Consider the following 20,055-nt stretch of genomic DNA (forward strand, 5'->3'; position numbering starts at 1 on the left):
ATGTGGAACCCTTCCCTGCCCCTGGTCAGCATCGAGGATGCGCCGCCGCGCCTGGGGGCCGGCAATCCCGAGCTGCAGGCCATGGTCAGCGACGCCGCCTCCGGTGGCACCCCGCTGATGCTGATGCACGTGGACATCGACCATTTCGCCTCGGTCAACGAGAACATGAGTGCCGAAGTGGGCGACCAGGCCCTGGTGCTGGTCGCCCAGCGCCTGCAGCACCACCTGCGCGGGCGCGGCAAGCTGTGGCGGCATGGCAGCGATGAGTTCCTGCTGGCGGTGCCGCGCAGCGCCGACATGCCGCTGCCCGAAGACCTCGCCGAGGAGATCCGCCAGCAGCTGGAACTGCCGCTGTCGGTGCTGCCCTATACGCTGTTCATGACCGGCAAGCTGGGCGTGAGCCTGTGCCCGGAACACGCCAGCGACACCTCGCGGCTGCTCGACCATGCCGAAGACGCGCTGCACCAGGCCGCCCGCGAAGGCGGCAACGCGGTGCGCATCCACGCGGTGGACACCCCGTCCAGCGCGCACAGCGAGAGCATCATCGCCCGGCAGATCGTGGATGCCATTCCCAACGGCGAATTGAAGCTGCGCTACCAGCCGCTGGTGAGCGCGCGCGACGGCCACGTGGTGGGCATGGAAGCGCTGCTGCGCTGGCAGTCGCCGACGCTGGGCATGCTGGTGCCGGAGCGTTTCATGCGCACCGCCGAGCGCCTGGGCATCATCGTGCAGATCGGCACCTGGGTGCTGGAAGGCGCGTTGAAGCAGGCGCGGCTGTGGCGCGACCAGGGGTTCGACGACTTCACCATCGCCGTCAACGTCTCCACCCTGCAGCTGCTGCGCCCGAACTTCTTCGCCGAGGTGATGTCGCTGATGCAGGCCGCCGGCGTGCCGGCGCAGATGCTGACGTTGGAGATCAACGAAAGCGCGCTGACCAACAACGTCAACTTCGTGCATGAAACGCTGGTCAACCTGCGCAACGAAGGCATCAGCCTGAGCCTGGACAACTTCGGCACCGGCGACTCCAGCCTGAGCGCGCTGGTGCGCTACCCGGTGGACAAGCTGAAGATCGACCGCAGCTTCATCAAGAGCGCGCCGGCCGGCAACCGCGAGGCGGCGATCGCGCGCGCGATCATCGCCATGGGCCACCAGCTGGGCATGACGGTGATTGCCAATGGCGTGGAATCGCAGGCGCAACTGGGCTTCCTGCGGCGCAACGACTGCGATGTGTTCCAGGGCTATCTGTTTGGCGAGCCGATGTCGGCCGATGCGGCCGGGATGACCCTGCGCCGGCGTTACCTGCGCCCGGAAGCCTTCGCCGAGACGCGCCCTGACCGCACCCTGCTGCTGCTGGACGATGAGGAAAACGTGCTGCGCTCGCTGGTGCGGCTGTTCCGCCGCGATGGCTACCGGATCCTCGCGGCGGGCAACGTGCGCGATGCGTTCGACCTGCTGGCGATCAACGACGTGCAGGTGATCCTGTCCGACCAGCGCATGAGCGACATGAGCGGCACCGAGTTCCTGGGCCGGGTGAAGATGCTCTACCCGGACACGATCCGGCTGGTGCTGTCCGGCTACACCGATCTGAACACGGTGACCGATGCGATCAACCGCGGCGCGATCTACCGGTTCCTGACCAAGCCGTGGAACGACGACGAGCTGCGCAAGCACATCCACCAGGCATTCCGCACGCACGAGGAACAGCGGCGGGCGAATACGGCACCGCCGGTGGCGCTGCCGGCCGCGGACGACGACTGACCCACGCGATCGCCGTGGAGCCGACCGTTGGTCGGCTGCTCTCAACCGAGGCGCCATGGCGGCCGACGTGTCACGGCAGCCGACCAACGGTCGGCTCTACGAAATTGTCGTGCCGTGGCAGCCGACGTGCCACGGCAGACGGCCAACGGTCGGCGCGAAGACAATGCGGCGTGCGGATGCGTGGCGCCATGCCATGCCCGCGAGGTTCGCCGCGAGGACCGTAGAGCCGACCGTTGGTCGGCTGCTCTCAACCGAGGCGCCATGGCGGCCGACGAGTCACGGCAGCCGACCAACGGTCGGCTCTACGAAGATTGTCGTGCCGTGGCAGCCGGCCAGCGGTCGGCGGTCGGCGGTCGGCGGTCGGCGCGACGACAATGGGCGTGCGGATGCGTGGCGCCATGCCATGCAGGCGAGGATCGCCGCGAGGCCCGTAGAGCCGACCGTTGGTCGGCTGCTCTCAACCGAGGCGCCATGGCGGCCGACGTGTCACGGCAGCCGACCAACGGTCGGCTCTACGAAATTGTCGTGCCGTGGCAGCCGACGTTGCACGGCAGCCGGCCAACGGTCGGCGCGAAGACAATGCGGCGTGCGGATGCGTGGCGCCATGCCATGCCCGCGAGGTTCGCCGCGAGGACCGTAGAGCCGACCGTTGGTCGGCTGCTCTCAACCGACGTGGCACGGCAGCCGACCAACGGTCGGCTCTACAAAAATTGTCGTGCCGTGGCAGCCGGCGTGGCACCGCAGCCGACCAGCGGTCGGCTCTGCCGCGTGGGGTGGTCAGCGCGGCTGCTTGATCGGGAGTACCAGGCGGAACCTGGAGCCTACGCCGGGGGTGCTGTCCAGGTCGATGCGGCCGTGGTGCTTGTTGACGATGCTGTAGGAAATCGACAGACCGAGACCGGTGCCGCTGCCGACCGGCTTGGTGGTGAAAAACGGGTCGAAGATGCGCTGGCGCAGGTCCGGCGAGATGCCGCCGCCGGTGTCTTCGAACTCCACCCACACGTGGTCGCCATCCACGCCGGTGCGCACGGTGATCGTGCCGCGCTCGGCGATGGCGTGGCCGGCGTTGAGCAGCAGGTTCATATAGACCTGGTTGAGCTCGGACGGCAGGCATTCCACCAGCGGCAGCTGGCCGAACTCGCGCTGCAGGGTGACCTTGTACTTGAGCTCGTTCCAGATGATGTTGATGGTCGATTCGAGCCCGGAATGCAGGTCGACCAGCTTCCAGGACTCATCGCGGCCGGAATAGGAGAAGTCCTTGAGGTCGCGCACGATCCGGGTGACCCGCTCGATGCCTTCGCGCGACTCGGCCATCAGCTGCGGCAGGTCGCGGCTGATGAAATCGATGTCGAAGCGGTTGCGGATGTCGTCGATCTCCGGGATCAGCGCCTTCGGATCGGGGGCGCGCAGGGCGCGTTCGTAGGCCTCGATCACGGTGAACAGGCTGCGCAGGTATTCCTGCAGGCTGCCCAGGTTGGAGTGCACGTAGCCGATGGGGTTGTTGATCTCGTGCGCCACGCCGGCGGCAAGTTGGCCGATGGAGGCCATTTTCTCGGACTGCAGCAGCTTCTCCTGGGTGCCGTTGAGGCGCAGGTAGGCCTGGCGCAGCTCGGCATGGCGCTGCTGCAGCTCGCGTTCGTAGTCTTCCTGGCCTTCGATGCGGCGGAACAGGGCCAGGTAATGGCGCTGGCCGGCTTCTTCGTGCTGGTACAGGTGGGCGATGACCATGCGCTCGCCGACCGGCAGGCTGCCGTTCCAGTGGCCATGCAGGCGGGCGTGCTCCAGCGCGTCCGGTGGCAGCAGCTGGTGCAGCCATTGCGCCGCCCCCAGCCCGGCGGCGTTCTCGGCCTGGCCGAGCATCTCGCTCACGGCCGCATTGGCCAGGGCCACGCTGCCATCCTCGCGGAACAGCAGCATGCCTTCGTTGACACGCTCGAACAGGGCGAGCAGGACCGGCTGCGGGGGCAGCGGTGCGGTGACGAGGTTGGAAGAAGCGGTCACGGTCACATCGGGCAGTCGAAACAGGCGCCCAATATACGCGTTGGCCTGCGCGACGGAAGCCCGCGCACGCGTTCGCGGCCCGCGCGGGCCGGATCAGGCGACGGCGAGCGGCCGGCGGGTGTGCAGCGTGCTGGACTGGCCCTTGGCGTCGTAGGACGAGGCGTCTTCGCTGCGGCCGAGCTGGCGCAGGGCCCAGTTGACCTCGCGGCGGCGGCGCGACAGCAGCACGCCATTGGCGCGGTTGCGCTCGGCCAGTTCCTGCAGGCGCTCGCCCTGCCCGACCGGCGGCACGGTCTCGAGCGCGCGCAGCGCCTCGAGCTTGGCGCCGGTGGCCCGGATCAGGGCCTGCACGTCATGCTCGACCAATGCCTGGCGTTCGACGTCCAAGGCATCGCTGAGGCGCTGCAATGGCTCGCTCATCGCCAGTTTCATCCCTGCAGCTGCTGGTCCAGCTCGAGCATGCGCGAGGCGATCGCATCGGGATTGATCTTGTAGGTGCCGTTCTGCAGCGACTCACGCACGGCCTGCACGCGGCCGGCGTCGATCGCCGGGGCGCTGCTCAGTTCGCGCTGCAGGGCCTGCAGACTGGTGGCTTCACCGGTCAGGCGCAGGCTGTCGGCGGCTTCCACCGGACGCGTCGGGGAATCGGCGCTGGCGGCCGGCTTGCTGCCAAGCGCGACACTGCGCAGATGGGCGGTGGCCTGCAGGTTGCCGTCGATTTTCTGGCTCATGGAGTTGTCCTGGAAGTACGGTTCACAAGGGATAACGGCATGGAGACCGCCATCTTTAGGGGATTCTGCGGTTTTTTTGGCACATTCCGCCGCGGGTTCAGCATTGTGCTCAACGCGTCACAAAAACGTCGCCGTTGGCGGCCACGGTGCCCTGGACGATCTTCCGCGAGGACAGATTCTCCACCGACACCCGCTCGTTCTCGCCGGCGTCGGCCATCGCCTTGCCCGCGACCCGCACCTCCACGCCCCCCAACCGCGACACCAGCGCCACGTTGTCGCCACGGCGCACCAGGCGCTGGGCGACCAGGTCGTTGGCCGAGAGCAGGCTGCCGGCACTGAGTGTACGCCGGGCCACCCGCCCGACCGCGGCGGCCGGATCGGCCAGCGCGGCGCCGGCGATACGGGCCACGTCACGCTGGGCAGTGGTGATATCGGCGGCGGCCAGCGTTTCTCCAGCGCTGATGCCCCGGTTGAGGATGAGTACGGTCTGGTTGCGGCGCACCTTGACCGGAACGAACAGGCGCCAGCCGCCGGCATCCGGGCAGCTGACTTCCACGGTACTGGTGCCGGTGGGCTGGGCACGCAAGCCCTGGCCGCAGGCCGGCAGGCGCAGCGCGGAATCCAGGGTGGTGTCGCCCTCGGTCCCGGCCGGCAGGGTAGACAGCGCGGCGGCGCGGATGCTGTCCACCGGCTGCCAGCCGCCGGCGGCGGACGCGGGCAGCGTGGCCAGGGCGAACACGGCAAGGATGATCCAACGCATGGCGACTCCACGGGCAAGGCACATGTGCAGCGTCCTGCAAGGGCCGTGCCGGAATCGGCGCGGCGGCGCGCTCAAGTCGGCGGGGCTGGCGCCGATACCACTCCCATGTCACATGACCTGCTCAACCGCATCGACCAGCGTACGCGCCTGGCCGGCCACAATCGTCTGGCCCTGCTGCTGTTCCGGCTCGGCGGACGCCAGCTTTTTGGCGTGAATGTGTTCAAGGTGCAGGAAGTCCTGCGCCGCCCGGACCTGTTCCAGGTGCCTGGGCTGCCCAGCCAGTTCGCCGGCGTGGCCGATGTGCGTGGCCGCTCGGTGCCGGTGCTGGACCTTGGGCTGGCGATCGGCCACCCCGAACGCGAACCGAACGCCGACAAGTCGCCGGGCTACCTGGTGGTGACCGAGTTCAACCGGTCGATCCAGGGCTTCCTGGTGAGCGGGGTGGAACGGATCGTCAACATCGCGGTGGAGGATATCCACCCGCCGCCGGAACTGGGCGCCGAATCGAGCTATCTGACTGCGGTGACGCGGTTCCAGGGCGAGTTGATCCAGGTGATCGACGTGGAAAGCGTGCTGGCCGATATCGCGCAGGTGCGTGGCGAGGCGGTGCTGGACCCGTCCCTGGCGCAGGCGCTGCCCACCGATGGGCCGCAGCTGCAGGTGCTGGTGGTGGACGACTCGCGGGTGGCCCGCCAGCAGATCCGCAGCGTGCTGGACCAGTTGGGGGTGGGGGCGACCCTGCTGTCGGACGGCAAGCAGGCGCTGGACCACCTGCTGCAGATCCATGCCTCGGGCGAGAACCCGGCCGAGCGCTACGCGATGGTGATTTCGGACATCGAGATGCCGGCGATGGACGGCTACACGCTGACGACGGAAATCCGTCGCCACCCGGGCCTGGCGGGGCTGTACGTGCTGCTGCACACCTCGTTGTCGGGCGTGTTCAACAACGCGATGGTCGAGCGGGTGGGCGCCAACGCGTTCGTGGCCAAGTATTCGCCGCACGAGTTGGCCGATTTCGTGCTGGACCGGTTGCGGAAGGTGGCGTTGGCTGCCTGATTGTCCGGGTGAGTAGCGGCGGGTTGCATACCGCTTGTGGGACGGGGTGGGTGGGGCGGCGCCCTGGTTATCTTGTGAGCGTTGAGTAGGAGCAGCCGAGCATGGCTCGGCTCTACCGGTGTCCAGGCGCAGCCGAGCATGGCTCGGCTCTACCGGTGTCCAGGCGCAGCCGAGCATGGCTCGGCTCTACCGGTGTCCAGGCGCAGCCGAGCATGGCTCGGCTCTACCGGTGTCCAAGAGCAGCCGGGCATGGCTCGGCTCTACCCGTGTCCAGGAGCAGCCGGGCATGGCTCGGCTCTACCGGTGTCCAAGAGCAGCCGAGCATGGCTCGGCTCTACCGGTGTCCAGGCGCAGCCGAGCATGGCTCGGCACCGTCGGTTCATCAAGCCCAGCGCTCCGCTGGGCTTTTTTGTGGGCGCGGCGGTGGTTCAGCCGGGGATGGCCCGGCGCTTCCAACGCGCAGCCGCCAGCCGCTGGGCCGGGGCGCGGAGCGGGGTTCACGGCGTGTCCCGGCAGGGGCTCAGGGCGACCTGCCGGCGGGTGGGCTTGAATCGTTGGGGTTCATGGCGCTTCAGCCGACCAACGGTCGGCTCTACCCCCCTCCGCAGGCTGTGGCCTTCCTGTCCGATGGCGCAAGCGTGTCCTGGTGAGGGTCGGTGGCGGCAGGCGTGGCGGCAAATCGCAGACTGGCACAGCCCTTGCACCACTCCCACCATCGTCCCGTGGGAGCGTGCCATGCCCAATCTGATTTCCGACTATCTGGGGGTCCATGCCCAGGCCATGCCGTTGCGCGAGCAGCGGATGAAGCTCATCGCCAGCAACCTGAGCAATGCCGACACCCCCGGCTACAAGGCCCAGGACCTCGACTTCGATGCCGCCCTGCGCAATGCCCAGGGCCTGGACAGCAATGGCCTGATGAAAACCACCAACGAGCAGCACTACGCCATCGGCGGCGGCCTCAACCCCTTCCAGATCACCAAGGAAGGCGTGCAGCCCAGCATCGACGGCAACACCGTCGACCCCGACGCCGAACGGGCCGCCTACGGCCGCGCCGCGCTGGAATACCGCGCCTCGCTCAGCTTCGTCGAATCCAAGGTGCGCTCCATGCTCACCGCCATCACGGGCCAATAAGCCATGAGCAACCTGCCCATTTTCGATATCGCCGGCTCCGCCCTCCAGGCCCAGTCGGTGCGCATGAGCACCATCGCCTCCAACCTCTCCAACGCCGACACCGTCGCCGGTTCGGCGCAGGCCGTCTACAAGCCGCTGGAGCCGGTCTTCCAGTCGGTCACCAGCCGCACCGATCCCAACATCACCACCGTCCAGGTCAAGGAAATCAGCCAGAGCGACGCAGCGCCGATCAAGCGCTACGAGCCCGGTCATCCGCTGGCCGACGGCGACGGCTACATCTATCAGCCCGACGTCGACCCGGTCGCGCAGATGGTCAACCTCATCTCCACCTCGCGCAATTACCAGGCGGGCGTGGAAATGCTGACCACCGCCAAGGAACTGGCGCTGGCCACCCTGACCATGGGTCGCTGACCCTCGCCCCCACAGGACTTACCGTCATGAGCACCACTTCCGGCGTTGGCCAGAACAGCGATGTGTACACCGCGCTGGGCCTCAATGCGCCCAACAGCGACACCAGCAAGAAGAAGAGCACCCTGGACCAGGCCGATTTCCTGCGCCTGATGACCGAGCAGCTGCAGCACCAGGACCCGCTCAAGCCCATGGACAACACCCAGATGGTGGCGCAGATGGCGCAGCTGTCCCAGGTGCAGGGCATCACCGACCTCAACACCACGGTGCAGGGCTTCCAGGACCAGATGTCCAGCGACCAGATCCTGCGCGGTGCCGCGCTGGTCGGTCACGACGTGCTGGTGCCCTCGACCAAGTGGCAGCTGGAGGCCGAAGGCACGACCAGCGGCATGGTCGCTGCCTCCGGGGCCGGCTACGTCAACGTGGAGATCACCGACGCCAACGGCGTCAAGGTCAACACCATCAGCGTGGAAGCCAAGGCCGCCGGCGAAGTGACCTTCGACTGGGATGGCAAGGATGCCAACGGCAACCGCATGGCGCCGGGCAGCTACACCATCGCCGCCACCTTCACCGACAGCGCCGGTGCCCAGAGCAAGGTCAACACCTACGTTGAAGCGCCCGTGGAAAGCGTCACGGTCGGCTCGGACGGGCTGTACCTCAACCTCAAGGGCCTCGGTACGGCCCCCATCGACTACGTGCTCCGCATCAGCTGAGCCGCCCTACCCCGCACACCAGGAGCAATCCCATGGGCTTCAACATCTCGCTGTCCGGCATCAACGCCGCCAATGCCGATCTGAACGTCACCGCGAACAACATCGCCAACGTCAACACGACCGGCTTCAAGGAATCGCGCGCCGAGTTCGCCGACCTGTTCTCGGCCACCAGCTACGGCCTGTCCAAGAACGCGGTCGGCTCGGGCGTGCGCCTGACCAACGTGGCCCAGCAGTTCTCGCAGGGCAACAACGAACAGACCGGGCGCAGCCTGGACATGGCCATTTCCGGTGAGGGCTTCTTCACCATGACCATGAACGGTGCCCGCGTCTATTCGCGCGCCGGCAACTTCCAGACCGACCAGGCCGGCTACGTGACCAACCCGCAGGGCGCGCGCCTGCAGGTGTTCGCGCCGAACGCCGATGGCACCAGCTTCGACGCCGGCCGCCTGGTCGACCTGCAGCTGCTCACCACCGACAGCCCGCCCAAGCAGACCAGCAAGGTCAACGTGAGCTTCACCCTGCCGGCCGACGCCAAGGTGCCGACGGTGAACGTGTTCGACCCGACCGATTCCAACAGCTACAGCCAGTCCACCGGCGGCATCACCGTGTACGACTCGCTGGGCGTCAGCCACACCCAGACCTCGTACTTCGTCAAGACCGCCAACCCGAACGAATGGCAGGTCTACAACTATGTCGACGGCCAGGCCGCCGGCGGCGTCAGCACGCTGACCTTCAACAACGCCGGCGCGTTGACCGCCCCGACCAACGGCCAGATCACCCTGGCCCCGTTCACCCCCAGCACCGGCGCCGGCCAGCTGGCGCTGACCCTGGACATCAGCGGGTCCACCCAGTACGGCGAGAAGTTCGCCCTGCGCAACACCCAGCAGGACGGCTACGCCGCCGGCAAGCTCAACGAAGTCACCGTGTCCGAAGAAGGCGTGGTCTACGCGCGCTACTCCAATGGCGACGACAAGCCGCTGGGCCAGGTGGCGCTGACCACCTTCAACAACGCGCAGGGCCTGGAAGCCAAGGGCAACAACCTGTGGGTGGAAACCTTCAGCTCGGGCACCCCGCGTACCGGCGCACCGGACAGCTCCAACCTGGGCAAGGTCCAGGCCGGGTCGCTGGAAGCCTCCACGGTCGACCTGACCGAGCAGCTGGTCAACATGATCACCGCCCAGCGCAACTTCCAGGCCAACTCGCAGATGGTCTCCACCATGGACCAGATCACCCAGACCATCATCAACATCCGTTGATGAGCCACTGACCGCATCACGGGACCAAGACGATGGACAAGGCGCTCTACGTAGCGATGACCGGTGCACGTGCCTCGCTGCAGGCACAGGGCACGCTCTCGCACAACCTGGCCAACACCGATACCCCTGGCTTCAAGGAAGCCCTCGCCAATACCGAGGCCTTCCCGATCAAGGGCACCGGCTACGCCTCGCGCGTGGACGCCCTGCACGTCGATGCCGGCTTCAACCGCCGCATGGGCGCGCAGCAGATCACCGGCAACCCGCTGGACCTGTCGCTGCAGTCGGGCAACTGGCTGGCGGTGCAGGCACCGGCCGGCGGCGGCGAGGCCTATACCCGGGGTGCGGCGCTCTCGATCACGCCCAATGGCCAGCTGGTGACCGCCGGCGGCCATCCGGTGCTGGACGAGAACGGCGCGCCGATCGCGATTCCGCCGCACCAGGCGATGGACATCGGCAACGACGGCACGATCTCGATCATTCCGCTGGGCGAAGGCCCGCAGACCATGGCCAACATCGGCCGGATCCGCGTGGTCGCGGCGGCCGATGAACGCCTGGAGCGCGGCCTGGACGGCTTGATGCGCAACGCCGACCCGCAGCAGCCGTTCGTGCAGGCCCAGGGCAAGTCGCTGGAAAGCGGCCAGCTGGAAGGCAGCAACGTGGATGCCGCCGGCGCGCTGGTGCAGATGATCCAGCTGCAGCGGCAGTACGAAATGCAGGTGAAGGTGATAAAGCACGGCGACGACAACGCCCGCAGCGCCAACAGCCTGCTGCGCCTGGGCGGCTGACCCGGACCGGGCTGAGCAGGCACCGCCGTAATTCTGGCGCGGTTCTGGCACGGCCCATGCATCGCCCCCTGTAACGGCCGCCCCGGGCGGCCACCCGCATCATTCAAAGGAACATCGCCATGAACCAGGCATTGTGGATCGCCAAGACCGGACTGGATGCGCAGCAGACGCGCATGTCGGTGGTTTCCAACAACCTCGCCAACACCAACACCACCGGTTTCAAGCAGGACCGTGCCAGCTTCGAAGACCTGCTGTACCAGCAGGTGCGGCAGCCGGGCGGCTCCTCCTCGGCGCAGACCCAGTTGCCCACCGGCCTGCAGTTGGGTACCGGCGTGCGCGTGGTCGCCACGTCGAAGAACTTCGAACAGGGCAGCCAGCAGCAGACCGGTCGCGCGCTGGACGTGATGGTCAATGGCCGCGGCTTCTTCGAAGTACAGATGCCCGATGGTTCCTCGGCGTATACCCGCGATGGCTCCTTCCAGCGCAACCAGGACGGCGAGCTGGTGACCAACAGCGGCTACCCGGTGCAGCCGGGCATCCAGATTCCCGAAGGCGCGCAGTCGCTGACCATCGGTACCGACGGCACCATCAGCGTGAAGATGGCCGACGACGCCGCCTCGGTGGAAATCGGCGCGCTGACCCTCACCGATTTCGTCAACCCGGCGGGCCTGCAGGCCCGCGGGGAAAACCTGTTCCTGGAAACCACCGCCTCCGGTCCCGCCCAGAACGGCAACCCCGGCCTCAATGGCCTGGGCAGCGTGGTCCAGGGCGCGCTGGAAGGCAGCAACGTCAACGTGGTCGAGGAGCTGGTGTCGATGATCGAAACCCAGCGCGCCTACGAAATGAACGCCAAGGCGATCTCCACCACCGACGCGATGCTCGGCTACCTCAACCAGAACGTCTGATCGGTCGAACCGGGAACCCTGCCATGTCGCCCCTGCCCCTTACCCTCCGTCTGTCGCTCGCCAGCGCCCTGGTCGCCCTGCTCGGCGGCTGTGTCATCGCCGGCGATGTGCGGCCCTACCCGGCGATGGCGCCGATCACCCCGATCGTGGCGCCCACCGCGCCGGCCACCGCCGGCGCGATCTACGCCGCCGGCCCGGGCCTGCAGCTGTACTCGGACCGGCGCGCACGCGATGTGGGCGACCTGCTGACCATCACCCTGACCGAAAACACCACCGCGCAGACCACCGCCAATACCACCACCGCCAAGGAATCGGAGCTGAGCATCGGCACCCCGACCCTGTTTGGCGCGCCGGTCACCCTGGGCGGCAAGGACATCCTGGCCGCGAGCGCGGCCGGTTCGCGCGACTTCACCGGCAAGGGCACCAGCGCGCAGAGCAACCGCCTGGTGGGCAACGTAACGGTCACGGTGATCCAGCGCCTGCCCAACGGCAATCTGGTGGTCCAGGGCGCCAAGAACCTGCGGCTCAACCAGGGCGATGAACTGGTGCAGGTGCAGGGCATCGTGCGTGCGGCGGACATCTCCCAGGACAACACCATTCCCTCCAGCCGCGTTGCCGATGCCCGCATCGTCTACGGCGGCCGCGGCCCGGTGGCCCAATCCAATGCGATGGGCTGGCTGAGCCGTTTCTTCAACTCGGCGTTGACGCCGTTCTGAGCCTGACATGACCCTTTCCTTTTCCCTGTTCGGGCAGCGACGCATGGCGTCGCCCTACGTGGTGCGTGCGCTGGCGGTCCTGCTGGCGACCTTCGCCGTGGTGGCACCGGCATCGGCCGAGCGCATCAAGGACCTGGCCCAGGTGGGCGGCGTGCGCACCAACGCGCTGGTCGGCTACGGGCTGGTGGTCGGCCTGGATGGCAGCGGCGACCGCACCAGCCAGGCGCCCTTCACCGTGCAGAGCCTGAAGAACCTGCTGGGCGAGCTGGGCGTGAACGTGCCGGCCAACGTCAATCCGCAGCTCAAGAACGTGGCCGCCGTGGCGATCCACGCCGAGCTGCCGCCGTTCGCCAAGCCGGGCCAGCCCATCGACATTACCGTGTCCTCGATCGGCAACGCGGTCTCGCTGCGCGGTGGCTCGCTGCTGATGGCCCCGCTGCGCGGCGCCGACGGCCAGGTCTACGCCATCGCCCAGGGCAACCTGGTGGTCGGCGGTTTCGGTGCGCAGGGCAAGGATGGCTCGCGCGTCTCGGTGAACGTGCCCAGCGTGGGCCGCATTCCCAATGGCGCCACGGTCGAACGTGCGCTGCCGGACGTGTTCAACGGCGGCGGCGACATCACCCTGAACCTGCACAAGAACGACTTCACCACGGTCTCGCGCATGGTCGCCGCGCTCAACAATGCCTTCGGCGATGGCGCCGCGCGTGCGATCGACGGCGTCACGGTGTCGGTGCAGTCGCCGAGCGACCCGGGCGCACGCATCGGCCTGCTGGCCCGCATCGAGAACCTGGAACTCACCCCCGGCAGCGCGCCGGCCAAGGTGGTGGTCAACGCCCGCACCGGCACGGTGGTGATCGGCTCGCAGGTGCGCGTGGGCGCGGCGGCCATCTCGCATGGCTCGCTCACGGTGACCATCAACGAGAATACCAACGTCAGCCAGCCCAACGCGTTCGGCAATGGCCAGACCGTGGCCACCCCGCAGTCCACCATCACCGCCACCAACGATGGCAGCCGCATGTTCAAGTTCACCGGCGGCACCACGCTGGACGAGATCGTGCACGCGGTCAATGCGGTGGGCGCTGCCCCCGGCGACCTGATCGCCATCCTGGAAGCCCTCAAGCAGGCCGGTGCGCTCAGCGCCGAACTCGAGGTGATCTGACATGCGCATTACTCCGGCACTGGAACTCAATCCGGCCCAGGCCAACAGCCCGGCCAAGGTGGACAAGGTGGCGCGCCAGCTGGAAGGCCAGTTCGCGCAGATGCTGGTCAAGAGCATGCGCGATGCCAGCTTCGGCGACGCGCTGTTCCCCGCCGAAAACACCATGTTCCGCGAGATGTACGACCACAAGATCGCCGAGGCCATGACCCGTGGCCGCGGCCTGGGCCTGTCGGCGATGATCACCCGCCAGCTCGGCGGCGCCGAGGCCGATGCGGCCAAGCCGACCGACACCGCGTTGAACCCGGCCGCGGCGTTGCGCGCCTACCGGCTCAATGCGCCGGCCGCTGCGCCGATGGCGCTGCCAGCCTCGGCCACGCCGGCCGGCGCGCCGAGCGAGGTGGAGATGCTGCAGCAGCTGCGCGGCGCCGACCCGTCGGCGGTGTTGCAGCCGATGGAGCGCGCGCTGGACCTGATCGCCGGCCGCGAAAGCAGCCAGATGCACGAGGCGCTCGGGCGCAGCGATCCGTATTCGGCCCCCCCGGGCGTCACCGATCCCACCCAGGAGAACTGGGCCGCGCTGGCCAACGACCGCTGGAGCGGCGTCAACGACAGCGCCGCCCCGCGCGGGCCCAGCGCGGTGGATACGCTGGCCGCCAGTACCGCCGCCGCCCAGCTCGGCCCGCACACGCCGGAAGGCTTCGTGGCCAGCATCTGGGGCCATGCGCAGCAGGCCGCGCGCGAGCTCGGCGTGGATGCCAAGGCGCTGGTCGCCCAGGCCGCACTGGAGACCGGCTGGGGCCGCAAGCTGGTGCAGCGCAACGGTGGCGGCAGCTCGCACAACCTGTTCGGGATCAAGGCCACCGGCTGGAGCGGCGAGCGCGCCAGCAGCGGCACCCATGAATACGTGGACGGCGTGCGTCGCAATGAAACGGCCAGCTTCCGCGCCTACACCTCGGTCGGCGACAGCTTCGCCGACTACGTGAAGCTGCTCAAGAACAGCCCGCGCTACCAGAACGCGCTGCAGGCCGGCGGCGACGTCCGCGGCTTCGCGCAGGGCCTGCAGAAGGCCGGCTACGCCACCGATCCCAGCTACGCGGCGAAGATCGCCGCGATCGCCGGCGGCCCGACCATCGAGCGCGCCATCGCCGCCGTGGGCGATGCCAGCCAGCGCCTGGGCCAGACCTTTGCCAGCACCGCCAGCCCGACCGGGCTGGGTGTCATCCGTCGTTGAGGTAATCCATGTCCAGCGTACTTTCCACCGGCACCAGCGCCCTGCTCGCCTTCCAGCGGGCGCTGGCGACCACCAGCCATAACGTCGCCAACATCAATACGCCCGGCTACAGCCGGCAGAAGGTCGACTTCGCCACTGCCAATCCGCAGAACGTCGGCTATGGCGACGTCGGCAACGGCACCCGCATCACCGACATCCGCCGGGTGGCCGACCAGCTGGCGATCTCGCGGTTGCTCGATGGCAGTGGCGAACTGGCGCGGTTGAAGCAGTTGTCGAGCATGGCCGACCGTGTGGATGCGATGTTCTCCGATACCGCCACCAACGTATCCGGGGTCTGGTCGAGCTTCTTCGACACCGTCAGCGGCCTGTCCTCCAATGCCTCGGGCACGGCCGACCGGCAGAACATGCTGGACGGCGGCAAGACCCTGGCCGGCCGCTTCCAGCAGCTCAACGGCCAGCTCAATACGCTCAACGGCGAGGTCAACAACGGCCTCATCGCCGGCGCGTCGGAGATCAACCGGCTGGCCAAGGAGATCGCCCAGCTCAACGGCAGCATCGGCGGCAACGCGGCCAACGCCGCGCCGGACCTGCTGGATCGCCGCGATGCGCTGATCGCCAACCTGGTCGGCTACACCGGTGGCAACGCGGTGATGCAGGACGGCGGCGTGATGAATGTCTACACCGCCGGTGGCCAGGCGCTGGTGGTGGGCACCACTGCCTCCAAGGTCACCACCGTGGCCGATCCGTACATGCCCGAGCGCCTGCAGCTCGCGCTGGAGAGCGCCGGGCAGAAGATCACCCTGGAACCCAAGACGCTTGGCGGCCAGATCGGCGGCCTGCTGGAGTTCCGCGATACGGTGCTGACGCCGACCCAGGCCGAACTGGGCAAGCTGGCCGTCGGCATGGCCAGCAGCTTCAACGATGTGCACCGCCAGGGCGCGGACCTGTACGGCAACCTGGGTGGGGACTTCTTCAACATCGGCAGCCCGCGCATCACCGGCAACGCCAACAACACCGGCACCGCCAGCATGACCGCCAGCTTCGGCGACCTGTCCAAACTGGACGGGCAGAACGTGCTGCTCAAGTTCGACGGCACCCAGTGGCAGGCGACCCGCGCCGACACCGGCGCGGCGATCGCGATGACCGGTACCGGCAGCGCCACCGACCCGCTGGTGATCAACGGGGTGGAACTGGTGATGACCGGCACTCCGGCGGTGAACGACCGCATGCTGCTGCAGCCCACCGCAGGCGTGGCCGGCACCCTGTCGGTGGCGATCACCGACACCTCGCGCATCGCCGCGGCCGCCCCGATCAAGGGCGCCGCCGCCCTGACCAACACCGGCACCGGCAAGCTCACCGGGGTCAAGGTGACCGACCACACCAACGCGGCGCTGCGCACTCCGGCGGCGATCGTGTTCACCAGCGCCACCGAGTACACCCTCGACGGCACCGGTCCGTTCACGTACACCGCCGGCCAGACCATCAGCGCCAACGGCTGGAGTTTCGTGCTCGATGGTGCGCCCAAGACCGGCGACACCTTCAGCATCGGTCCGACCCCGGCCGGATCCTCGGACAACAGCAACGCCCTGCTGCTGGCCAAGGTGGAACAGGCCAAGACGTTCAACGACGGCACCGTCACCCTCAGCGGCGCGCTCGGTGGGCTGACCACCCAGGTCGGCGCGGCGGCACGCTCGGCCGACTACTCGCTGCAGGCCCAGCAGGTGATCACCGACCAGGCGCAGTCCGCGCGCGATTCGATCTCCGGGGTCAACCTGGATGAGGAAGCGGCCGACATGCTGCGCCTGCAGCAGGCCTACCAGGCCGCCTCGCAGCTGATCTCCACCGCCGACAACATGTTCCAGACCATCCTCGGAGCCGTGAGCCGATGAACAGCCGCATTTCCACCGGGATGATGTTCCAGCAGTCGGTGTCGTTGATGATGGCCAAGCAGGCCAAGATGAGCCACCTGGAACAGCAGATCGCCACCGGCCGCCGGCTGGTGACCGCCAAGGACGACCCGGTCGCCTCCGGCGCCGCCGTGGGCCTGGACCGCACCCTGGCCTCGCTGGACCGCATGCAGCTCAACGCGGGCAACGTGCAGAACCGGCTGGGCCTGCAGGAAAACGCGCTGGCCCAGGTCGGCGACATGATGGGGCGCATCACGGAATTGACGATCTACGCCAACAACCCGGCGCTGGCAGCATCGGACAAGCAGTCGATGGTGACCGAAATCGAGGCGATCCGCGGCAACCTGCTGGCGCTGGCCAACAGCACCGACGGCACCGGGCGCTATCTGTTCGGCGGGACGGCCGATGACAGCCCGCCGTTCAGCCAGATCGATGGCAAGGTGGTCTACAACGGCGACCAGAACCAGCGCCAGGTCGAGGTCGGGCCGGACACCTACGTGCTCGATGCCCTGCCCGGCAGCGAGATTTTCCTGCGGATCGGTACGGGCGATGGGCACGTGGATGGGGCGGCCAGCACGGCGAACACCGGCACGGGCGTGCTGACCAACGTGACCCGCGACGGCAGCGACAGCTGGAACGGCCAGGGCTTCAGTGTGCGTTTCACCGCCGAAGACCAGTACGAGCTGCTGGATGCCGGCGGTACGGTGGTGTCCACCGGGACGATGAAGGCGGGCGACGATCTGGTGCTCAACGGGGTGCGTCTGCACATCGACGGCAAGCCGGCGGCCGGCGATACCTTCGAGGTCAGTCCGGCGACGAGCCGGGATATCTTCAGCACGCTGGACAGTCTGATCGGGTCGCTGAAAATGGACACCGGCAGCGCGGCCAAGTCGGCGGCACAGCAGAATCTGCTGCAAAGCGGTCTGCGTGACGTTGCGCGGGCCTCGGAGCGGATGATCGACTCGCGTGCGGCCGGTGGTGCACAGTTGAAGGCGCTGGACAATGCGGCGGACATGCGCGAGTCCAATACGGTGACGCTCAAGAGCACGCTGTCGCAGATGCGCGATCTGGACTACGCCGATGCGATCAGTCAGTACCAGCTGGAGAGCACTGCGCTCCAGGCCGCGCAGACGCTGTTCTCGCAGATGCAGCAGATGTCGTTGTTCAACGTGTTGCGCTGATACCGCGACACGACACCCTGGAAGGCCAAGGAGCCGCGATGCGTTGAGCATCGCGGCTTTTTTCGTTTTTCTCTACGAGCACGAAAAGCAACGGCAGCGATTTCCGTCTGTCGCTGGTTTGGGCGGGGGTGTGTGGGTTCGCGGGACACGCCGTAAACCCATCCATGGGGGCTCGCACACGCCATCCATGGCGTGTGACGGTCCCGCGAACCCACACACCCCCGCCCTCGACAGTTGGCTGGTGGCCCGTGCAGAGCCGAAGAGTGAGAGAGCGAGAGAGCGAGAGAGCGACGAACAGCATGTTCGCCAGCCAGCAACTCACACGGCTCTTTCCTTGCGCACCCGCCCCCTGTCCAAGGGGTGGCACGGGTGGGTTGGCGGGACCGTCATGCGCCATGGATGGCGCATGCGAGCCTACAAGGACGTATTTACGGCGTGTCCCGCCAACCCACCCGTGCCAGCCCTCCCCCAGCTGCGGCAGACCTGATGCTTCTGCCGTTGCTGTTGCTGTGGCTCCGGGCTCCGGGCTCCGGGCTCCGGCCCCAGACCTGGCCATGAACATCAAAAAACCCCTTGAATTCCCGCTTTCCCTGCCGTTAACCCTTATGTCCGGCAAGCCCGCCATGGCCCCGGATGGCCCACCAGACAGCCTCAGCGAAATTTCCGCCTAAAGGTTGTTGACAAAGCGCCGTTATTCATTTGGCAACAGCGAAGCACACAGCCAAACAAAAAAATCGGCGGCGCTTCGTTCCATTCACCACCGGGATTCCAATAAGGGAGACGACCCATGGCACAGGTAATCAACACCAATACGATGTCGCTCAACGCTCAGCGCAACCTGAGCACCAGCGGCAGCTCGCTCGCTACCACCATCCAGCGCCTCTCGTCCGGCCTGCGCATCAACAGCGCGAAGGACGACGCCGCCGGCCTGGCCATCAGCGAGCGCTTCGGCACCCAGATCCGCGGCACCGACGTGGCCATCCGCAATGCCAACGATGGCATCTCGCTGGCCCAGGTCGCCGAAGGCTCCCTGAGCGAAATCGGCAACAACCTGCAGCGCGTCCGCGAACTCGCCGTGCAGGCCTCCAACGCTACCAACTCCGCCAGCGACCGCAAGGCCCTGCAGGCTGAAGTCACCCAGCTGGTCAGCGAAATCGACCGCGTCGCCAAGCAGTCCGACTTCAACGGCACCAAGCTGCTGGACGGCAGCTTCACCAGCCAGCTGTTCCAGGTAGGCGCCAATGCCGGCCAGGCCATCGCCATCAACAGTGTCGTCGACGCCAAGGCCAGCTCGCTGGGCAACGCCAAGTTTGCCCCCCCGGTCGACAGCACCGCCGACATCGCCACCATCACCGACCTGACCGGCGTCACCATCAACGGCATCACCCTCGGCACGATCAGCGGCAAGACCACCGCCGAATTCGCCGCCTCCGCGGCCGCCCAGATCAACACCCGGATCGGCGAAGCCGGTGTCTACGCCGAAGTCGTCACCACCGCCGGCACCCCCGATACCCAGCGCCTCAAGCTGACCTCGGTCCAGGCCGACCGCGACCTCGTCATCACCGGCGCCACCCAGCTGGGCCTGGCCGACTCCACCGTCGCCGCCCCCAGCTCGGTTGCCGCCACGGCCACCTCCAGCTTCGTGCAGGACCTGGACGTCTCGTCCTACGTCGGTGCGCAGAAGGCGCTGGAAATCGTCGACAAGGCACTGGAATCGGTCAACAGCGTCCGCGCCGACCTCGGCGCCATCCAGAACCGCTTCACCTCCGTGGTGGCCAATCTGCAGACCTCCTCGGAAAACCTGTCGGCATCGCGCAGCCGCATCCGCGATACCGATTTCGCCAAGGAAACCGCGGAACTCACCCGTACCCAGATCCTGCAACAGGCCGGCACCGCGATGCTGGCCCAGGCCAACCAGGTTCCACAGAACGTGCTCAGCCTGTTGCAGCGCTGACATGAGCCGCTCCTGAAGCACGTCAGGAGCGTCTAACCCATCGTACGTGCACTGCTCAAGGACCTCTCCTCATGGCACAAGTCATCAACACCAACACGATGTCGTTGAATGCTCAGCGCAACCTGAGCACCAGCGGCAGCTCCCTGGCCACCACCATCCAGCGCCTGTCCTCCGGCTCGCGCATCAACAGCGCCAAGGACGATGCGGCCGGTCTGGCCATCTCCGAGCGCTTCGGCACCCAGATCCGCGGTACTGACGTGGCCATCCGCAACGCCAACGACGGCATCTCGCTGGCCCAGGTCGCCGAAGGTTCGCTGACCGAAATCGGCAACAACCTGCAGCGCGTCCGCGAACTGTCGGTGCAGGCGTCCAACGCCACCAACTCCGCCAGCGACCGCAAGGC

At 67.4% G+C, this 20,055-nt stretch carries 19 protein-coding genes; 15 read left to right on the plus strand and 4 right to left on the minus strand.

Going from position 1 to position 20,055, the window contains the following annotated elements; all coding sequences use genetic code 11:
- On the plus strand, positions 1-1,758 hold the full coding sequence (locus AC1DGC_RS14250; protein ID WP_259202575.1) for an EAL domain-containing protein: 1,758 nt from the start codon (positions 1-3) through the stop codon (positions 1,756-1,758).
- A gap of 777 nt (positions 1,759-2,535) precedes the next feature.
- On the opposite strand, the gene AC1DGC_RS14255 is transcribed toward AC1DGC_RS14250, so the two are convergent.
- The 4 genes from AC1DGC_RS14255 to flgA form a co-directional block, all read right to left on the minus strand.
- Positions 2,536-3,675 carry an ATP-binding protein gene (locus AC1DGC_RS14255; protein WP_394162347.1) on the minus strand — a complete coding sequence of 380 codons (1,140 nt, stop codon included), beginning with the start codon at positions 3,673-3,675 and terminating at the stop codon, positions 2,536-2,538.
- A 177-nt stretch (positions 3,676-3,852) separates the two neighbouring features.
- The gene (locus AC1DGC_RS14260) at positions 3,853-4,191 is read right to left on the minus strand and encodes a flagellar protein FlgN (RefSeq protein WP_259202573.1); all 339 of its coding nucleotides are present in this window, start codon (positions 4,189-4,191) and stop codon (positions 3,853-3,855) included.
- Positions 4,188-4,490: a flagellar biosynthesis anti-sigma factor FlgM gene (gene flgM / locus AC1DGC_RS14265; RefSeq protein ID WP_394161864.1), complete on the minus strand. Its 303-nt coding sequence runs from the start codon at positions 4,488-4,490 to the stop codon at positions 4,188-4,190. Before flgM ends, AC1DGC_RS14260 begins: the two co-directional genes overlap by 4 nt.
- A 109-nt stretch (positions 4,491-4,599) precedes the next feature.
- Entirely contained in the window at positions 4,600-5,250 is a 651-nt protein-coding gene (gene flgA, locus AC1DGC_RS14270; protein ID WP_259202571.1) for a flagellar basal body P-ring formation chaperone FlgA, read from the minus strand.
- Positions 5,251-5,355: 105 nt separating this feature from the next.
- On the opposite strand from flgA, the gene AC1DGC_RS14275 reads away from it, so the two are divergent.
- From AC1DGC_RS14275 to AC1DGC_RS14340, 14 genes are all read left to right on the plus strand, one after another.
- Positions 5,356-6,306, plus strand: a complete 951-nt coding sequence (locus tag AC1DGC_RS14275) for a chemotaxis protein (RefSeq protein WP_478048181.1) — start codon at positions 5,356-5,358, stop codon at positions 6,304-6,306.
- Between the two features lie 735 nt (positions 6,307-7,041).
- Complete coding sequence (gene flgB, locus AC1DGC_RS14280; protein ID WP_259202569.1) at positions 7,042-7,437, plus strand: flagellar basal body rod protein FlgB; 396 nt, start codon at positions 7,042-7,044, stop codon at positions 7,435-7,437.
- Between the two features lie 3 nt (positions 7,438-7,440).
- A complete protein-coding gene (flgC, locus tag AC1DGC_RS14285) occupies positions 7,441-7,848 on the plus strand; it encodes a flagellar basal body rod protein FlgC (protein WP_449335822.1) in 408 nt (135 codons plus the stop codon).
- Between the two features lie 26 nt (positions 7,849-7,874).
- On the plus strand, positions 7,875-8,558 hold the full coding sequence (locus tag AC1DGC_RS14290) for a flagellar hook capping FlgD N-terminal domain-containing protein (protein ID WP_259202566.1): 684 nt from the start codon (positions 7,875-7,877) through the stop codon (positions 8,556-8,558).
- A 32-nt stretch (positions 8,559-8,590) separates the two neighbouring features.
- A complete protein-coding gene (gene flgE / locus AC1DGC_RS14295) occupies positions 8,591-9,814 on the plus strand; it encodes a flagellar hook protein FlgE (protein WP_259202565.1) in 1,224 nt (407 codons plus the stop codon).
- A gap of 32 nt (positions 9,815-9,846) precedes the next feature.
- Positions 9,847-10,599, plus strand: coding sequence for a flagellar basal body rod protein FlgF (locus tag AC1DGC_RS14300; protein WP_394161860.1), 753 nt, complete (start codon positions 9,847-9,849; stop codon positions 10,597-10,599).
- 119 nt (positions 10,600-10,718) lie between these two features.
- The gene (gene flgG / locus AC1DGC_RS14305) at positions 10,719-11,504 is read left to right on the plus strand and encodes a flagellar basal-body rod protein FlgG (RefSeq protein WP_256776987.1); all 786 of its coding nucleotides are present in this window, start codon (positions 10,719-10,721) and stop codon (positions 11,502-11,504) included.
- Between the two features lie 23 nt (positions 11,505-11,527).
- Positions 11,528-12,220: a flagellar basal body L-ring protein FlgH gene (gene flgH / locus AC1DGC_RS14310; RefSeq protein WP_259202564.1), complete on the plus strand. Its 693-nt coding sequence runs from the start codon at positions 11,528-11,530 to the stop codon at positions 12,218-12,220.
- A gap of 7 nt (positions 12,221-12,227) precedes the next feature.
- A complete protein-coding gene (locus AC1DGC_RS14315; protein WP_449335821.1) occupies positions 12,228-13,379 on the plus strand; it encodes a flagellar basal body P-ring protein FlgI in 1,152 nt (383 codons plus the stop codon).
- Between the two features lies 1 nt (position 13,380).
- Complete coding sequence (locus tag AC1DGC_RS14320; protein ID WP_478048182.1) at positions 13,381-14,610, plus strand: glucosaminidase domain-containing protein; 1,230 nt, start codon at positions 13,381-13,383, stop codon at positions 14,608-14,610.
- Between the two features lie 8 nt (positions 14,611-14,618).
- A complete protein-coding gene (gene flgK, locus AC1DGC_RS14325) occupies positions 14,619-16,499 on the plus strand; it encodes a flagellar hook-associated protein FlgK (RefSeq protein ID WP_478048183.1) in 1,881 nt (626 codons plus the stop codon).
- Positions 16,496-17,698, plus strand: coding sequence for a flagellar hook-associated protein FlgL (flgL, locus tag AC1DGC_RS14330; protein WP_259202561.1), 1,203 nt, complete (start codon positions 16,496-16,498; stop codon positions 17,696-17,698). The genes flgK and flgL overlap by 4 nt, the downstream gene beginning before the upstream one ends.
- A gap of 787 nt (positions 17,699-18,485) precedes the next feature.
- Positions 18,486-19,652 carry a flagellin gene (locus tag AC1DGC_RS14335; RefSeq protein ID WP_478048184.1) on the plus strand — a complete coding sequence of 389 codons (1,167 nt, stop codon included), beginning with the start codon at positions 18,486-18,488 and terminating at the stop codon, positions 19,650-19,652.
- Positions 19,653-19,723: 71 nt separating this feature from the next.
- A partial coding sequence (locus AC1DGC_RS14340; protein ID WP_478048185.1) for a flagellin N-terminal helical domain-containing protein occupies positions 19,724-20,055 on the plus strand: 332 nt, incomplete at its 3' end.

Source organism: Stenotrophomonas sp. 05N37, assembly GCF_056397365.1.

What these genes read in the sequence shown, in the direction of transcription:
- AC1DGC_RS14250 (WP_259202575.1), top strand. Translation starts at nt 1, where the DNA reads ATGTGGAACCCTTCCCTGCCCCTGGTCAGCATCGAGGATGCGCCGCCG.
- AC1DGC_RS14255 (WP_394162347.1), bottom strand. Translation starts at nt 3,675, where the DNA reads ATGCTGCTGTTCCGCGAGGATGGCAGCGTGGCCCTGGCCAATGCGGCC.
- AC1DGC_RS14260 (WP_259202573.1), bottom strand. Translation starts at nt 4,191, where the DNA reads ATGAAACTGGCGATGAGCGAGCCATTGCAGCGCCTCAGCGATGCCTTG.
- flgM (WP_394161864.1), bottom strand. Translation starts at nt 4,490, where the DNA reads ATGAGCCAGAAAATCGACGGCAACCTGCAGGCCACCGCCCATCTGCGC.
- flgA (WP_259202571.1), bottom strand. Translation starts at nt 5,250, where the DNA reads ATGCGTTGGATCATCCTTGCCGTGTTCGCCCTGGCCACGCTGCCCGCG.
- AC1DGC_RS14275 (WP_478048181.1), top strand. Translation starts at nt 5,356, where the DNA reads ATGTCACATGACCTGCTCAACCGCATCGACCAGCGTACGCGCCTGGCC.
- flgB (WP_259202569.1), top strand. Translation starts at nt 7,042, where the DNA reads ATGCCCAATCTGATTTCCGACTATCTGGGGGTCCATGCCCAGGCCATG.
- flgC (WP_449335822.1), top strand. Translation starts at nt 7,441, where the DNA reads ATGAGCAACCTGCCCATTTTCGATATCGCCGGCTCCGCCCTCCAGGCC.
- AC1DGC_RS14290 (WP_259202566.1), top strand. Translation starts at nt 7,875, where the DNA reads ATGAGCACCACTTCCGGCGTTGGCCAGAACAGCGATGTGTACACCGCG.
- flgE (WP_259202565.1), top strand. Translation starts at nt 8,591, where the DNA reads ATGGGCTTCAACATCTCGCTGTCCGGCATCAACGCCGCCAATGCCGAT.
- AC1DGC_RS14300 (WP_394161860.1), top strand. Translation starts at nt 9,847, where the DNA reads ATGGACAAGGCGCTCTACGTAGCGATGACCGGTGCACGTGCCTCGCTG.
- flgG (WP_256776987.1), top strand. Translation starts at nt 10,719, where the DNA reads ATGAACCAGGCATTGTGGATCGCCAAGACCGGACTGGATGCGCAGCAG.
- flgH (WP_259202564.1), top strand. Translation starts at nt 11,528, where the DNA reads ATGTCGCCCCTGCCCCTTACCCTCCGTCTGTCGCTCGCCAGCGCCCTG.
- AC1DGC_RS14315 (WP_449335821.1), top strand. Translation starts at nt 12,228, where the DNA reads ATGACCCTTTCCTTTTCCCTGTTCGGGCAGCGACGCATGGCGTCGCCC.
- AC1DGC_RS14320 (WP_478048182.1), top strand. Translation starts at nt 13,381, where the DNA reads ATGCGCATTACTCCGGCACTGGAACTCAATCCGGCCCAGGCCAACAGC.
- flgK (WP_478048183.1), top strand. Translation starts at nt 14,619, where the DNA reads ATGTCCAGCGTACTTTCCACCGGCACCAGCGCCCTGCTCGCCTTCCAG.
- flgL (WP_259202561.1), top strand. Translation starts at nt 16,496, where the DNA reads ATGAACAGCCGCATTTCCACCGGGATGATGTTCCAGCAGTCGGTGTCG.
- AC1DGC_RS14335 (WP_478048184.1), top strand. Translation starts at nt 18,486, where the DNA reads ATGGCACAGGTAATCAACACCAATACGATGTCGCTCAACGCTCAGCGC.